Source organism: Cellulosimicrobium funkei, from assembly GCF_001019615.1.
In the GTDB taxonomy this organism is placed as follows: domain Bacteria; phylum Actinomycetota; class Actinomycetes; order Actinomycetales; family Cellulomonadaceae; genus Cellulosimicrobium; species Cellulosimicrobium cellulans_E.
The window spans coordinates 110981-127037 of sequence record NZ_JNBQ01000002.1; the positions used below are offsets into that span (position 1 = coordinate 110981).

Below are 16057 nucleotides of genomic sequence, written 5' to 3' on the forward strand. Positions count from 1 at the left end.
CCATCCGCCGCTCGTTCCTCGCGGCTCCCGCCAGGCCCGCCACGACGCGGCACCACCACCCACCCCGCCCTACGTCGTCTCGCCCTGGTCGTCCCGCACCTCGGGCGACCGCCCGCGGTGTCGGTTCAGCCCTCTCCTCTGGGTAACCAGGGTTCTACCCCGGTCGACCGGGGTCCTACCTCGGGTGGGTGGGGCGGAGGGTGGGGGAAACGGGGCGGGTGCGCACGTCGGGGGGTGGGGTTCTCGCGGAGCGCGAACAGCGGGTCGGCTGGGTACCTCGCGGGGCGTCCGGCACGTACGATGGTTCACGACGCCGGGCCGCGGTAGCCCCGGGCTCCACACTCAGCCGCTACGAGCGGCCACGCGCCGAGAGGCGCTCCCGGTCCGGCGTCACTACTTCCCCTCCTGGTGCGAGCGCGACGGCGCACCAGGAGGGTCGCCGCCCCGGCGAGGACGCCGGGCGCGGGCTGTGAGCGTCCTGAGGATGCGGGACCTTCGCCCCGACGATTCCAGCATCGCTCCGCGCGTCGGCTACATTTGACGAGAGTTCGACGTGCGTTCATCCAGAGATCATCCGACCCGAGATCGTGACCACCCCGGCCGACCGGCCCGTCCGGCGGCCGAGCGGCCCTTGTGGCCGACGCCAGCTCAGACCCCTACCCCGCGTCCCTTCCGGAGCCTCCCGTGCGCCTGCGCCTGACACCGCGCGACACCTCGTTCTTCGACCTTCTCGCCGCCTCGGCGCAGCACCTGGTCACCGGATCAACGCTCCTCGCGGAGCTGCTCGGCGCGGACCGTCCGACGCGCAAGCAGCTCGCGAAGCAGCTCAGCGAGACCGAGCACCTCGCGGACGACGCGACGCACTCGATCATGCGTCGGCTCAACCAGACGTTCGTCACGCCGTTCGACCGGGACGACATCTACGCCCTCGCGTCGGCGCTCGACGACTGCATGGACTTCATGGAGGAGGCGGCCGACCTCATCGTCCTCTACAAGGTGGACGAGCTCCCGGCCCGCGTGTCCGAGCAGGTCCAGGTGCTCCAGCGCGCGTCGGAGCTCACGGCCGAGGCGATGCCGCGCCTGCGCTCCATGGACGACCTCCCCGAGTACTGGGTCGAGGTCAACCGCCTGGAGAACCAGGCGGACAAGGTCCACCGCAAGCTGCTCGCCGAGCTCTTCGACGACGTGTCCGACCCGGTCCTCCTCATGAAGCTCAAGGAGATCGTCGAGGTCCTCGAGCAGGCGGCCGACGCCTTCGAGAAGGTCGCGAACACGGTCGAGACCATCGCCCTCAAGGAGTCCTGAGCCCCGTGGAGGCAGTGCTCGTCGTCGTCGTCGTGGCGTTCGCCCTGGCGTTCGACTACACCAACGGGTTCCACGACGCCGCGAACGCCATCGCGACGTCGGTCTCGACCAGGGCCCTCACGCCGCGTGCGGCGCTCCTCATGGCGGCGGTGTTCAACCTCATCGGCGCCCTGCTCGGCACCGCGGTCGCGCAGACGATCGCGGAGGACATCGTCGCGGTCAACGACGTCCCACCCCATCAGGGACTCGTGATCGTGCTGTGCGGTCTCGTCGGCGCGATCACGTGGAACCTCATCACGTGGTGGCTGGGGCTGCCGTCGTCGTCGACGCACGCGATCATCGGCGGTCTCGCGGGCGTCGGCATCGCGTCGGGGATCACGGTCCACTGGGACGCGATCCTCGACAAGGTCGTGCTCCCCATGGTCTTCTCGCCCCTCATCGGCTTCGGTCTCGCGTTCGCGCTCATGGTGCTGCTGCTGTGGGTGTTCCGGAACGCGGCGCCCGCCCGGGCGTTCCGCCGCTTCCGCATCGCGCAGACCGCGTCGGCGGCGGCGATGGCCCTGGGCCACGGTCTCCAGGACGCGCAGAAGACGATGGGCGTGATCGTGCTCGCGCTCGTCGCGGGCGGGTTCCAGGACGACAACACGATCCCGCTGTGGGTCAAGCTGTCCGCGGCGACCGCGATCTCCCTCGGCACCTACGCCGGCGGGTGGCGCATCATGCGCACGCTGGGCCGCAAGATCATCGAGCTCGACCCGGCGCGCGGCTTCGTCGCCGAGTCGGTCTCCGCGGTCGTGCTGTACGCGAACGCGTTCATCTTCCACGCGCCGGTGTCGACGACGCACACGATCACCTCCGCGATCATGGGCGTCGGTGCGACCAAGCGCCTGTCCGCGGTCCGCTGGGGCGTCGCGAAGAACATCGGCGTCGCGTGGGTCCTGACCATCCCGGCGGCCGCGCTCGTCGCCGCCGTCGTCTACTGGATCCTCAGCCCGATCCTGCTCTGACCCTGCTCGCGCAGGTCGTGACGCGCGGCCAGGACGAACGACCTCGCGGTCGCCCGTCCGGGCCGCGCGTCCGTGCTGCGAGCGGTCAGTGGAGCGGCGGGGCGACCTTCTCCGCCGCGACGACGCGCGGTCCCTTGGGCGTGCGCGCCACGTGGGCGACGATCATCTCGCCCGGCTCGAGGAACGGGTCGTGCGCCGGCAGCGCGTTCGCGACGGGCCGCCGCGAGTGCTGACCGAGCACGTCGAGCACGGTGGGCAGCACGGGCCGGTGGGTGCACAGCACCGACGACCGCTCGGCCTCGAGGAGCTCGCGGACGGTCCGCGCGACGCGCGCGGGGGAGCGCTCGTGCTGCGCCTCCGTGAGGTGGTCGATGCTCACGGTCTCCAGCCCCGACGCGCCGGCGTAGGGCGCGATCGTCTGGGCGCACCGGTCCCAGCGGCTCGTCACGACGGTCTCGACGCCGTACGCCGCGAGCACGGGCACCAGGGCGACGGCCTGGGCGTGCCCTGCCGGCGTGAGCGGACGGTCCTGCTCGTCGCCGTGCCACGCCGATCGCGAGACGGCCTTGCCGTGCCGGGCGATGACGACGACGTGCGTCGCCAGCCGCCCCTCCTCGCGCTCGCGCACGAGGGCCTCGAGCGGGGCGCGGTCGGCCTGGCGCGTGAGCCGGTGCGCGGCATCGTCGGCCGACAGCCACGCCGCGCGGTCGATCTCCTGCGGTGACACGGGCGGGACGGGCGCGCGCGCGGCGAGCGCACCGGCGTCCGCCTTCTGCGACGCCCGGCGCGCCGCCCAGTAGTGCACGCGCTTCACGCGACCCTCGGGCGTGAGGTACTGGAGTCCCGGCAGCGGGACGCCCAGCACGACCGGCTTGCCCGTCTCCTCGGCGACCTCGCGCGCGGCCGCGGCCTGGAAGGTCTCGCCGGGGTCGAGCTTGCCCTTGGGCCACGACCAGTCGTCGTACCGGGGCCGGTGGACGAGGCGGACCTGGAGGTCGTCGTCGCGCACGCGCCACACGAGCGCGCCGGCCGACTCGATGACCGGGGCGTGCGACACGTGCGTGGGGCCGAGGGCGTCCACGAGCGGCAGCCCGCTGCGCAGGGCGGGGGAGGGCACACCCATCCGCTACCGCCTCCCGACGAGCCGGCGGCGCTGTCGCTGCACGAGGCTCGCCTGGAGGTCGACGAGCGGCGTGCCGTCGGGCCCCGACTCGGGCCGGTGCCACGTGCCGTCGGCGTCGAGGTGCCAGGACGCGGTGCGCTCGGACATCGACACGTCGAGCAGGTCGAGCAGCTCGATGACCTGGTCAGGGTCGGTGATGCGCACGAGCGCCTCGACGCGGCGGTCGAGGTTGCGGTGCATGAGGTCGGCCGAGCCGATGAACACCTCCGGCCCGCTCTCGGGTCCCTCGCCGATGGCGGGGCCTGCGGCGTTGGCGAAGGCGTAGATGCGCGAGTGCTCGAGGAAGCGGCCGAGGATCGAGCGCACGCGGATGTTCTCGCTGAGCCCGGGCACGCCCGGGCGGACGGCGCAGATGCCACGCACGACGAGGTCGACCTTCACGCCCGCCTGCGACGCGCGGTACAGCGCGTCGAGCGTCGTCTCGTCGACGACGGAGTTGACCTTGATCTTCACCCACGCCTCGTGGCCGGCCTGCGCCGCGGCCGCCTCGCGGTCGATGCGCTCGACGAGCCCCGAGCGGACCGTGCGCGGCGCGACGAGCAGGCGGTGGAACCTCGACTGGGGCGCGTACCCGGAGAGCTGGTTGAAGAGGCGCGTGAGGTCCTGGCCGACGTCGGGGTCGCACGTGAGCAGCCCGTGGTCGGTGTACAGGCGCGCGGTCTTCGGGTGGTAGTTCCCGGTGCCGACGTGGCAGTAGCGCCGCAGGCCGTCCGACTCCTGGCGCACGACCAGCGAGAGCTTGCAGTGCGTCTTGAGCCCCACGATCCCGTACACGACGTGCACGCCCGCCTGCTCGAGCTTGCGCGCCCAGGAGATGTTGGCCTGCTCGTCGAACCGCGCCTTGATCTCGACGAGCGCGAGCACCTGCTTGCCGGCCTCGGCGGCGTCGATGAGCGCGTCGACGATCGGCGAGTCCCCCGACGTCCGGTACAGGGTCTGCTTGATCGCGAGCACGGCCGGGTCGGCCGCGGCCTGCTCGAGGAACGTCTGGACCGACGTCGAGAACGAGTCGTACGGGTGGTGCAGCAGGACGTCGCGCTCGCGGATCGCGGCGAACACGTCCGTGGGCGACGCGCTCTCGACCTCGGCGAGGAGGCGGTGCGTCGTCGGGACGAACGGCGGGAAGTGCAGGTCCGCACGGTCGAGGTCGGCGATGAGGTTGAGCCCGGTGAGGTCGAGCGGCTCGGGGATCTCGTACACCTCCTCCTCGACCACGCCGAGCTCGCGCACGAGCAGCGCGCGGATGCGTGGGCTGATCCCCGGCGTGAGCTCGAGCCGGACGGGCGGTCCGAACCGGCGCCGCAGGAGCTCCTTCTCCATGGCCTGGAGCAGGTTCTCGGCGTCGTCCTCCTCGACCTCCACGTCCTCGTTGCGCGTGACGCGGAACAGGTGGTGCTCGCGCACCTCCATGCCGGGGAAGAGGTGGTCGAGGTGCTGGGCGATGACCTCCTCGATCGGCACGAACGACGTCGGCCCGCGGTCGGGTGCAGCGGTCTGCGACGTCGGCGCGCTCGGGCGGCCCCGCGCGTCCACGGCGATGAACCGGGGCAGGAGCGGCGGCACCTTGACGCGCGCGAAGTGCTCCTTGCCCGTGGTCGGGTTGGCGACCACGACCGCGAGGTTGAGCGACAGCCCCGAGATGTACGGGAACGGGTGCGCGGGGTCGACGGCGAGCGGCGTGAGCACCGGGAAGATCTGCTTGCGGAAGAACTTGTGCAGGCGCTCCTGCTCACGCGTCTCGAGCTCGTCCCAGTGCACGAGCGTGATGCCCTCGGCGGCGAGCGCGGGCTGGACGTCGTCGGCGAACACGCGCGCGTGCCGCGCCATGAGGTCGTGCGCGCGCTCGCTGATCGCGTCGAGCACCTGGCGGGGCGAGAGCCCCGAGGCGGCGGTGACCGCGATGCCGGTCGCCATGCGGCGCTTGAGTCCGGCGACCCGGACCATGAAGAACTCGTCGAGGTTGGACGCGAAGATCGCGAGGAACCGGACGCGCTCCAGGAGCGGCTGGCTCGGGTCCTCCGCGAGCTCGAGCACGCGCTGGTTGAACGCGAGCCAGCTCAGCTCGCGGTCGGCGAACCGGTCGTCGGGCAGCGGGCCGAGGCCGAGCTCTGCGCCCACCGGCTCGATCTCGGGTTCCTCCGCGATGTGCTCGGCGATGTGCGCGGCGAGGTCCGGGTCGAGCGTGCGCTGCGTGGACGTGTCGGTCATGGGTTCATGGTGGCACCAGATGGTGAACGGTGCGTGACACGGGTCACCGAGCGGTCGGGCGCGCGTACTGCACGTGCACCGCGCGGCGCGTGAAGCCGGCGCGCTCGTACGTGCGCACCGCGGGCACGTTGTCGCCGTCGACGTACAGCACCGCGGTCGTGGCGCGCCGCTCGGCGAGGTGCGCGAGACCGACGGCGGTGAGCAGCCGGCCGAGCCCCTCGCCCTGGGCGTCCGGGACCACGCCGACGACGTAGATCTCGCCCTCGCGCGCGCCGTCGGGCTGGCCGGTCGGGATCTTGGTCCAGACGAACCCGACGATCCCCGCCGTGCCGGAACCGGGGTCCGGGGTGCGCTCGAGGAGCAGGAGACCGGTCGGCTCGAACCAGTCCTCCCGCATGCGCGCGCGCAGGTCGTCGACGGTGAGCCGGCCCTGCTCGGGGTGGTGCGCGAACGCCGCCGCGTTGACCGCGACCCACGCGGCGTCGTCGTCGCCGGGCACGAACGCGCGCAGCCGCAGGCCCGCGGGGATCTCCGGGCGCGGGTGCACCTCCGGCCCGTCGAGGGGCCGCTCGAGGACGAGCAGCTCGCGCACGACGTCGTACCCCGCCCGCGCGGCGAGGCCCCGGGCCGCCGGGAGGTCGCCGTGGGCCCAGACGCGCAACGGCGGGCGGGGTACCCGGGCGGGCTCGCCGTCGGTCTCCGCGCCGGGGTGCGCCTGCTCGTCGTGGTCGGGGTCGCCCGGGCGCGGCTCGGCCGCGCGGTCGGCCGCGCTGCCGAGCAGGTGGAACCCGAGCCCGTGCCGCCGGTGCTCGGGGCGGACGACGAGCTCGGCGCTCGGCGCCTCGCCGCGCTTGTCCACCTGGGCGTACCCCGCGAGCTCGCCCGCGCGCCACGTGAGGAGGTGCACGACGTCGTCCGTCGCCTCGCGCAGGTTGAGCAGCGGCTGCTCCGAGAGGGCGGCGACGCCGTCCTCGCGCTCGGCGGCGGCGGCGAGGTCGTGGACCTGCGCGATCTCGACGTCGTCGATGAGCGGGCCGGTGTGCCAGAGGATCGCGGTCTCCACCGGTCCATCTTGCCCCCGGCTCCCCGCGCGGCCGAACCCGGGGCGCGCGACCGACGCGTCGTGCCTGGTCGGGAAGGTTCCGGGGCGGGTGACGGTTGTCACGTCCGACGGTTCGCGGCATCGACGACGGAGGGCAGGGGGCGCCATGGGTGCGTGCGCGGTGGAGGAAGCGACGGAGCAGGTGCCCGGGGCGTCGCCCGCGACGGCGGCCCCGGTACCGGCGGCGGTGCAGGACCGGCCCGGACCGGCACCGTCTCCGGGCGAACCGCGGGAGCCGGCGATCTGGACCCGCAACTTCCGGTACTACTTCACCGCCCGCAGCGCGGGGCTGCTGAGCTGGGCGATGCTGCCGGTCGCTGTCTCCGCGGGCCTGCTCAGCTCCGGGTACGGGCTGGCCGTCGCGGGGTACGCGATGGCGTTCCTCGTCGCCCCGTTCGCGAGCCTCGTGCTGTTCGGCGGCGTGCTCGCCGACCGGTTCACGGCGCGCCGGATGATGATCGTCGCCGACCTCGCGAACCTCACCGCGCACGTGCTCCTCGCGGTCCTCTTCGTGCGCGGCATCGACCACCTGTGGCACCTGTACGCGCTCCTCGTGGTGGCGGGCACCGCCAACGCGCTGTTCCAGCCCGGGGCCGCGTCGACCGTCCCGCTCGTGGCGCGCGACGTGCAGGGCGCGAACGGGATCCTCCGGACCTCCGAGGCGATCACCGGGCTCGGCGGCCCCGCGCTCGCCGGCGTCCTGGTCGGGTTCGGGTCGACGGGCTGGGTCATGATCCTCTCCGCCGTCGCCTACGGGACCAGCGCCCTGTGCCTCCTCGCGCTCCGGCTCGGCGTCGTGCCCGCGCCCCCGGCCGGGGCGGGGCTCTGGCACAACCTCGCCGTCGGCTGGCGCGAGTTCCGCTCCCGCACGTGGCTGTGGGGCGTCATCGTCATCTGGATGGTCTACGCCGTGCTCGCCTGGGGGCCGCAGCTCCCTGTGGCGGCAGGGGTCGTCGTGCCCGAGCACGGCGCGACCGCGTTCGGCATCCTCAACAGCGCGCTCGGCGTGGGGACGGTCGTCGGCGGGCTGCTCGCGATCCGCTTCAAGCCCCGGCGACCGCTCGCGGCCGGGGCCGTCGCGCTCGTCGCCTACCCCCTCTACCCGCTCGGCCTCGTGCTCGGCTGGCCGGTGTGGGCGCTCGCCGTCGCGCAGGTGCTCGTGGGTGTGGGTGTCGGCGTGTGGGGCGTCATGTGGGCGACGAGCGTGCAGACCCAGGTGCCGGGCGACGTGCTCAACCGGGTCCACGCCTACGAGGTCGCGGGGTCGGTCGGCATGTACCCGATCGGCGCCGCCCTGGCCGGTCCCGCCGTCGCCGCGTTCGGCACCGACCGCGTCCTCCTGGTGGGCGCGGTCGTGGGAACCCTCACGGTCGTCGCGCTCCTCGCCGTGCGGCCGATCCGCAGGCTCCAGCGCGTCCCGGATCGCACCTGACGCACCCGACACGGCAGACGGCTCGCGCCGTCCGCGAGACCGACACCACCCGCCGTCGAGCACGACATGGGGGTCGTCAACGTGCCCAGAGCGACCCCCATGTCGTGTTCGGCACAGTGCCCGGTGCCCGGGAAGGTTCGGCGGGTCCCGGTCGTTGAGGGCGTCGTGAGCGAGGTGACGGACGTGCGGGAGACGGTGGACGTCGTGGTCGTCGGGGCCGGGCAGGCGGGGCTGTCCGCGGCCTACCACCTGCGTCGCGCCGGGCTGGACCCGCTCGTGCTCGACGGCGGTCGCGGCCCCGGCGGGGCGTGGCAGGACCGCTGGGACTCGCTGACCATGGCCGAGACGCACGCCGTGCACGACCTCCCGGGCGTCCCCCTCCCGGCCGGGGACCCCGCGGAGCGCGCGAACGTCGCCGTGCCGCGCTACTACGCCGCGTACGAGCGCGAGAACGACCTGCGCGTCCTGCGCCCCGTCACGGTCGACGAGGTGACGCAGGACCCCGACGACCCCGCCCTGCTGCGCGTGCGCGCGACGGTCGGCGCCGGGCCGGACGCGCGCGAGCTCACCGCGCGCACGCGCACCCTCGTCAACGCGACGGGGACGTGGACCCGGCCGTTCTGGCCCCGCTACCCGGGGATGGAGACGTTCCGCGGCCGCCAGCTCCACACGCACGACTTCCGCGCCGCCGAGGACTTCGCGGGGCAGCACGTCGTGGTCGTGGGCGGCGGGGCGTCCGCGACGCAGCTCCTGCTGCAGATCGCCCAGCACGCGTCCGGCACCACGTGGGTCACGCGCCGCGAGCCGGTCTGGGTCGAGGAGGAGTTCTCGCCCGAGCTCGGGCGCGCGGCCGTCGCGCGCGTCGCCGAGCGGACGTCCGCGGGCCTCCCGCCGGGGAGCGTCGTCTCGGTCACGGGCCTGCCGCTCACGGCGCGCTACCGCGCGGGGATCGCGAGCGGGGTGCTGCGCCGTCGGCCGATGTTCGAGCGAATGACGCCGTGGGGCGTCGAGTGGGCCGCGGGCGCGAACGACGACGGCCTGCTGTTCCAGCCCGCCGACGTCGTCCTCTGGGCCACCGGGTTCCGTGCCGCGCTCGACCACCTCGCGCCGCTCGCCCTGCGCGAGCCCGGCGGCGGGATCGTCCTCGACGGCACGACAGCGGGGCGCGACCGGCGGGTGCAGCTCGTCGGCTACGGGCCCAGCGCGTCGACGATCGGCGCGAACCGGGCCGGGCGCGAGGCCGCGCGGGGAGTGCTGCGCGCGCTCGGTGCGAGCCGGAGCGTCGACGGCACGGCGGGATCTCGTCTGCCCCTGGCGGTGTAAGCCCTCGTCAGGGCGGTCCGCCGCGGCCTACGGTGCACCCGTGAGCACCGAACCGCCCGCCCCCGACCCGTCGTCCGCGCAGCCCGTGGCCGCGCCGGGCGACCCCGCCCTCCCGACGCAGCGCCGCACCCTCACGACGCTCGCCGCGACGCAGGTGCTCTCGGGGGTCGGCGTGGCGAGCGGGATCGCGGTCGCGCCGCTCGTCGCGTCCGCGCTCTCGGGGTCCGACGCGATCGCGGGGCTCACCTCGACGTCGGGCGTCGTCGGCGCCGCGCTCGTCGCGCTGCCGCTCGCGCACGTCGCGGGGCAGCGCGGGCGGCGGCCGTCCCTGCTGCTCGGCTTCGGCGTCGCGACCGGCGGCGCGGTCCTCGCGACGGTCGCCGTGCTCGTCGGCTCCTGGCCCCTGCTCGTCGTGGCCATGCTGCTCTTCGGGTCGGGCACGGCCGCCGGGCTCGCGTCCCGGTTCGCGGCGACCGACCTCGCGACGCCCCAGCGGCGTGCGCGCGACCTGTCCGTGGTGGTGTGGGCGACGACGGTGGGTTCCGTCGTCGGGCCGACGCTCGCCGGGCTCGCGGACCGCGTCGCCGGCCCGGGCCTGCGCCTCGGCGACGCGCACGCGCAGCACGGCTCGACCGCGCCGAGCGCCGCGCCGTTCGTCCTCGCGGCGGTCGCGTTCGCGCTGGCCGCGGCTGTCGTCGCGGTGTGGCTGCGGCCGGACCCGCTGCTCGCGTCGCGCGCGGCGTCGGACGCGACCTCGGGCGCGGCGCCGGGCGCCGCGCCGAGTGCTGTGCCGGCCGACGGCAAGGGGTCGTCGTGGCGCGACGGGCTGCGCGCGGGGTGGGCCGTCGTGTCGGCCAGCCCGACGGCGCGCCTCGCCCTCGGCGCGATCGTCCTGAGCCACCTCGTCATGGTCGGGCTCATGTCCATGACGCCCGTCCACATGAACCACGGCGGCGCGACGCTCCAGGTCGTCGGCCTGGTCATCAGCGCGCACATCGCGGGCATGTACGCGCTCAGCCCGGTCGTGGGGTGGCTCGCCGACCGGGTCGGGCACGCGCGCGTGCTCTACGTCGGGGGCGCGCTGCTCCTCGCCGCGGCGGTCGTCGTGGCGGGCGCGCCGGGCGAGGACTCCGCGCGGCTGACGGTCGGCCTCGTGCTGCTCGGGCTCGGGTGGTCGTGCGGGCTCGTCGCCGGGTCGGCGCTGCTCGTCGACGCCACGCCCGGTCCGTCGCGCACGTCCGTGCAGGGCCTCTCCGACCTCGCGATGAACACGGGCGGCGCGGTCGGCGGCATCCTCGCCGGGGCGATCATCGGCTTCTCGTCGTACGGCGCGCTCGCCTGGGGCGCGGCGGCGCTCGTCGTCGTGTGCGCGGTCGTGGCGGCGCCGCTGGCGCGGCGGGCCACGCTGCGCTGACGGAGGCCGGGCTCACTGAGGCCGGGTTGACGGAGGCCGGGTTGACGGAGGCCGACGAGGTCGGTACTCGCGGCCCAGATCGGCACATCCGGCCGAGACCGGCAGTTGCGGCTGCCGATCTCGGCTGGAAGTGCCGACGTCGCGGGGCGCCCGGTCAGGGGCGGAGCGCGGCGGGGAGGGTCGTGCGCTCGTCCCGGCGGAGAGCGCCGGCCTGCGCCGGGGTGAGGAAGAGCGCACGCGAGAGGTCGGCGCCGCGCGCGTCGGCACCGCGCAGGTCCGCGCCGAGGAGGTCGACGGCGTCGAGCCGGGCGCCGCGCAGGTCGGCGCCGAGCAGCAGTGCGCCCCGGAGGTCGGACCCGGTGAGGTCGAGCCCGCGCAGGTCGGCACCGACGAGGTCCGCGCCGGGTCGCAGGCGGCGCCGCACGCCGCCGTCCGGCACCCGGTGCCCGACGGCGTGCCCCGGCTTCCGCCGGTCGTGGCCCGCGGCGGGTCCTCGGCCGCCTGCGGACCGCGATCCGGCGTCCGCCGCTTCCCGACGGGGAACCCGGCGCGTCACGCCGCGCCGGGCGGAGTCGCGCACGAGCGCGCTCGCACGGTCGATCAGCGGCCCGACGTCCCGGCGGACGGCGCCGACGTCGAGCGCGAGGAGGGCGGCCGGCGCGAGGTCCGCGAGGGGCGCGGTCTGCGCGAGGGCGCGCCGTGCGTAGTCGTGCACGGGCGCCGCGGCGGGCAGCGAGAGCACCTCGGCGAGGTACCAGAGCAGCTCGTGGAGCTGCGTGACGACGGGGAGCGCGGCGAACGCGTCGCGCGCCGCGGCGGGGTCGTCGCGCCACGTCCCCCCGTCGTGCGCGGACCGCACGGCCGCCGTCACGCGCTGGCCCGCCCCGAGGCAGTCGTACGCGACGCAGCCGGGGAACCCGGACTCGCGCAGCCGTGAGTGGATGCCGCAGCCGAAGCTCTCCCGCAGGTTCGGGCACGGCGTGCCCGCGGGCTTGTCGATCGCGAAGTCGGCGGAGCGCACGAGGTGCAGCCCCACGCAGCACAGACCGGTGCAGCGCGCGCAGTCGCTGCGCAGGTCGAGCTGCTCGACGAGGAGGGCGCGACCGTCGGCCGCGGGAACGGGTGGCACGTCTCGACGCTACGCCGTCCGCGGGAGGCCGGGCACGGGGAAATCGACCGCGGGCGCGGAGAGGCGACCGGGTCCGGTGCGACCCGGTCGCCGGTCCCGCACCCGGCGCGCAGGGTCAGGGAGCGGTGCAGACCGCCGCGGGTGCGGCGGCCGGGGCGGCGCCCGTCGCGATGAACCCGGCGGTCGTCGTGCCGCCCGCCGCGAGGGCGCCGTTCCACGCGGCGTTCGTCACCTGCACGCCCGACGCGGTCGTGCTGTGCACGCCGCCCCAGAGCTGCGCGACGGCGGTGCCCGACGGCAGCGCGAACGTCGCCGTCCAGCCCGTGACCGCGGCGTCACCCGCCGTGACGACGAGCTCGCCCTGCCACCCGCCGGGCCAGGCGTTCGCGACGCGGACGGTCGCGGAGCACGCCTCGTCGTCCGGCGGGTCGGTCGGGTCGGGCGGGTCCGTGGGGTCCGGCGGGTCCACCGGTCCGTCGCCGTCGAACCACGACGCCTCGACCGCGGTCTCGCGCAGGCCGCCCGGTCCGTCGATCACGCGCGTCCCCCAGGCGCTCGGTGACGCGGCGTCGAACCCGAGGACCATGTCGAGGTACGGGTCGGTGTTGCCGCTCCACGACCACGCGAGCCAGCCCAGGCCGAGGCGGTTCGCCTCCGCGATGACGACGTCCGCGTCGACGTCGCCCTCGGCGCGCTTCCAGCCGAACTCGCCGACCATGATCGGCAGCCCGGCGTCCACGAAGTGCTCCAGGTAGTCCGTGACCGTCGCCGCCTGCGCGTACACGCCGTACATGTGGATGGAGAAGATCGTGTTCGCGTCCGGGTCGGCGTCGAGCACGCCCTGCGCCTCGGCGCGCATGACGTTCGTCCAGTCCTGCCCCCAGTTCGGGGCGTCGACGACGATCGCGTGCTCGTAGCCGATGCCGCGCAGGCGCTGGATCGCGGCCGACGTCTCGGGCGCCCACCGCTGGTTGACCGTCGCGTCGTTGCCGAACGGCTCGTTGCCGATGTTGACGAGGACGAAGTCCTCGGTGCCGGTGAGCGTCGGGTACAGGTCCTCCCAGTAGTCGACCGCCTGGTCGAGGGTTCCCGCGTCGGGCGCGTACTGGTCGCCGTAGCCCGTGGTGTCGTGCACCTCGAGGACGCACACGAGGCGGTTCTCCTCGCACAGGTCGACGACGTGCGCGACGTCCTCGGGCGAGTTGCGCGTCCACTGGTCGCCGCTCGACAGGACGACGCGCACCGTGTTGGCGCCGGCCGCCTTGATGTCGGCGAAGGACCCCGTGGTGTGCGTGTACCAGGTGTGCGCGTGGTTGACGCCGCGCAGCACGAGGTCCGTGCCGTCGGCCTCGACGATCCTCCCGTCGGCGACGTGGATGCCCGGCGGCGTGTCCGCTTCGGTATCCGTCTCGGCGGCCGCCGCGGACCGCGCGGTGGCGGTCGCGACCGCGCCGCACGTGGCGAGGACCGCGGCGGTCACGAGCGCCGCGACGAGCGGGGCGGACCGTCCGGTCCCGGGAGGTCGGGCGGCGTCGGCGTCGGGTGCGGGGGCGGTGCGGCTCATCGGACGACCTCGTCTCTGTCGGCGTCGCACGCCCGGGTCGGCGTGCCCCGACATCGTGAGGTCGGAGCGCCGCCGTCGAGCAGTGCCTGAACCGATTAAGCGAGGCGCACCCGCCGAGCACGAGCCTGCCCGCGCACGAGAACGGGGTCGGTGTCGTCCTCGCGCGGAGAACGGCACCGACCCCGTGGTCGGCGGTGGGCCGGTCAGTCCTCGGAGGACGACGGCTTCTGGAGGCCGGCCGAGATGAGCTCCATGACCGACGAGTCGGCGAGGGTCGTCGCGTCGCCGACGGTGCGGTTCTCCGCGACGTCGCGCAGCAGGCGGCGCATGATCTTGCCGGACCGGGTCTTGGGCAGCTCCGGCACGACGAGGATGCGCTTGGGCTTGGCGATCGGGCCGATCTCCTTCGCCACGTGGTTGCGCAGCTCGGTCTGCACGGCGGCCGCCCCGTCGGCGTCCGCGGCCCGGGCCGCGTGCTCGCCGCGCAGGATGACGAACGCGACGACGGCCTGGCCCGTGAGGTCGTCGCTCGCGCCGACGACCGCGGCCTCCGCGACGATCTCGTTCGACACCAGCGCCGACTCGATCTCCGTGGTCGAGAGGCGGTGGCCCGAGACGTTCATGACGTCGTCGACGCGCCCGAGGAGCCAGATGTCGCCGTCCTCGTCCTTCTTGGCGCCGTCGCCCGCGAAGTAGATCCCCGGGAAGCGCGACCAGTACGTGTCCTTGAAGCGCTCGAGGTCGCCCCAGATGCCGCGCAGCATGGACGGCCACGGCTCGGACAGGACGAGGTACCCGCCGCCCCCGTTCGGCACGGAGTGCGCCTCGTCGTCGACGACGTCCGCGACGATGCCCGGGAGCGGCACCTGGGCGGAGCCCGGCTTGGCGGCCGTGACGCCCGGCAGGGGCGAGATCATGATCGCGCCCGTCTCGGTCTGCCACCAGGTGTCGACGATGGGCGTGCGGTCCCCGCCGATGACGCGGCGGTACCACATCCAGGCCTCGGGGTTGATGGGCTCGCCCACCGACCCGAGCACGCGCAGCGACGACAGGTCGAACTTCGCCGGGATCTCCTCGCCCCACTTCATGCACGCGCGGATCGCGGTAGGCGCGGTGTAGAGGATCGAGACCTTGTACTTCTCGACGATCTCCCACCAGCGGCCCTGGTGCGGGGAGTCCGGGGTGCCCTCGTAGATGACCTGCGTCGCGCCGTTGAGCAGCGGGCCGTAGACGACGTACGAGTGGCCCGTGACCCAGCCGATGTCGGCCGTGCACCAGTAGACGTCGCTCTCGGCCTTGAGGTCGAAGACGTTGCGGTGCGTGTACGCGGCCTGGGTGAGGTACCCGCCGGTCGTGTGGAGGATGCCCTTGGGCTTCCCGGTCGTCCCGGACGTGTAGAGGATGAACAGCGGGTGCTCGGCCTCGACCCACACCGGCGTGTGCGTCGTGTCGGCCGACTCGAGCGCCTCGTGCCACCACACGTCGCGGCCGTCCGTCCAGGCCGTGTCCTGGCCCGTGCGACGCACGACGAGCACGTGCTCGACCGTGGTCGGGTCCGCGCCCTCCTTGGGCGCGAGCGCCTCGTCGACCGCGGGCTTGAGGGCCGAGGCCGTGCCGCGGCGGTACCCGCCGTCGGCCGTGATGACGAGCTTCGCCTCGGCGTCGGCGATGCGGCTGCGCAGCGCGTCGGCGGAGAACCCGCCGAACACGACCGAGTGCGGCGCGCCGATCCGCGCGCACGCGAGCATCGCGACGACGGCCTCGACGACCATCGGCAGGTAGATGACCACGCGGTCGCCGGTCTCGACGCCGAGCGCCGCGAGCGCGTTGGCCGCGCGCGACACGTCGCGCTGGAGCTCCGCGTACGTCACCGTGCGGGTGTCGCCCGGCTCGCCCTCGAAGTGGATCGCGACCCGGTCGCCCAGTCCCGCCTCGACGTGACGGTCCACCGCGTTGTAGGCGGCGTTGAGCGTGCCGTCCGCGAACCACCGCGCGACGGGGGCCTGCGACCAGTCGAGCGTCTCGGTGAAGGGCGTGCGCCACGTGACGAGGTCGTTCGCCTGCCGCGCCCAGAACGCGAGCCGGTCGGCCCGCGCCTCCTCGTAGAGCTCCGGCTTCGCGTTCGCCTGCGCGGCGAACTCCGGGCTCGGCGGGAAGCTCCGGGTCTCGTGGAGGAGGTTCTCCAACCCGGGCTGAGCGGTGGTGGACTCGTTCTCTGGCACGCTGACCTCCGGTGCGCATCGACTCTGGTGCGGTCCGCCGGCGCGCGACGCGTCGCGCCCGGGGAGGCGGGTCCCTGTAGGGCCTCGTCGCGGGCGAGTCTAGACCTCGCGGGTGACGGGGGTCACCGCGTCCATGATTCGGGCGCTCTCCTAGCAAACCTCGTCCGC

General features: G+C 74.5%; 11 protein-coding genes. 5 read left to right on the forward strand and 6 right to left on the reverse strand.

Going from position 1 to position 16057, the window contains the following annotated elements:
- The first annotated feature begins 684 nt into the window (after positions 1-684).
- Together FB00_RS03030 and FB00_RS03035 are read left to right on the forward strand one after the other, a co-directional pair.
- Positions 685-1305 (forward strand): DUF47 domain-containing protein, encoded by a 621-nt coding sequence (locus tag FB00_RS03030; protein ID WP_047231395.1) that lies wholly within the window; start codon positions 685-687, stop codon positions 1303-1305.
- A 5-nt stretch (positions 1306-1310) separates the two neighbouring features.
- Positions 1311-2312 (forward strand): inorganic phosphate transporter, encoded by a 1002-nt coding sequence (locus tag FB00_RS03035; RefSeq protein WP_047231396.1) that lies wholly within the window; start codon positions 1311-1313, stop codon positions 2310-2312.
- Between the two features lie 85 nt (positions 2313-2397).
- On the opposite strand, the gene FB00_RS03040 is transcribed toward FB00_RS03035, so the two are convergent.
- The 3 genes from FB00_RS03040 to mshD are packed head-to-tail and all read right to left on the reverse strand — an operon-like array spanning position 2398 to position 6766.
- Entirely contained in the window at positions 2398-3435 is a 1038-nt protein-coding gene (locus FB00_RS03040; protein WP_082140919.1) for an NUDIX hydrolase, read from the reverse strand.
- Between the two features lie 3 nt (positions 3436-3438).
- A complete protein-coding gene (locus tag FB00_RS03045; RefSeq protein ID WP_047231397.1) occupies positions 3439-5703 on the reverse strand; it encodes an RNA degradosome polyphosphate kinase in 2265 nt (754 codons plus the stop codon).
- A gap of 43 nt (positions 5704-5746) precedes the next feature.
- Positions 5747-6766 carry a mycothiol synthase gene (gene mshD / locus FB00_RS03050; protein WP_052877397.1) on the reverse strand — a complete coding sequence of 340 codons (1020 nt, stop codon included), beginning with the start codon at positions 6764-6766 and terminating at the stop codon, positions 5747-5749.
- 160 nt (positions 6767-6926) lie between these two features.
- Here mshD and FB00_RS03055 point away from each other — a divergent pair, with 160 nt between their 5' ends.
- The 3 genes from FB00_RS03055 to FB00_RS03065 all read left to right on the forward strand — a co-directional run bounded on the left by FB00_RS03055 (position 6927) and on the right by FB00_RS03065 (position 10974).
- Positions 6927-8237 carry an MFS transporter gene (locus tag FB00_RS03055; RefSeq protein WP_197088728.1) on the forward strand — a complete coding sequence of 437 codons (1311 nt, stop codon included), beginning with the start codon at positions 6927-6929 and terminating at the stop codon, positions 8235-8237.
- A 165-nt stretch (positions 8238-8402) separates the two neighbouring features.
- Entirely contained in the window at positions 8403-9560 is a 1158-nt protein-coding gene (locus tag FB00_RS03060; RefSeq protein WP_231581678.1) for an FAD-dependent oxidoreductase, read from the forward strand.
- Between the two features lie 40 nt (positions 9561-9600).
- On the forward strand, positions 9601-10974 hold the full coding sequence (locus tag FB00_RS03065) for an MFS transporter (protein WP_082140923.1): 1374 nt from the start codon (positions 9601-9603) through the stop codon (positions 10972-10974).
- Between the two features lie 154 nt (positions 10975-11128).
- Here FB00_RS03065 and FB00_RS03070 read toward each other — a convergent pair whose 3' ends face one another.
- The 3 genes from FB00_RS03070 to acs form a co-directional block, all read right to left on the reverse strand.
- On the reverse strand, positions 11129-12103 hold the full coding sequence (locus FB00_RS03070) for a pentapeptide repeat-containing protein (protein WP_047231398.1): 975 nt from the start codon (positions 12101-12103) through the stop codon (positions 11129-11131).
- 115 nt (positions 12104-12218) lie between these two features.
- Entirely contained in the window at positions 12219-13667 is a 1449-nt protein-coding gene (locus FB00_RS03075) for a cellulase family glycosylhydrolase (RefSeq protein WP_082140924.1), read from the reverse strand.
- A gap of 203 nt (positions 13668-13870) precedes the next feature.
- A complete protein-coding gene (gene acs, locus FB00_RS03080) occupies positions 13871-15889 on the reverse strand; it encodes an acetate--CoA ligase (protein ID WP_047231399.1) in 2019 nt (672 codons plus the stop codon).
- Between the last annotated feature and the right edge of the window lie 168 nt (positions 15890-16057).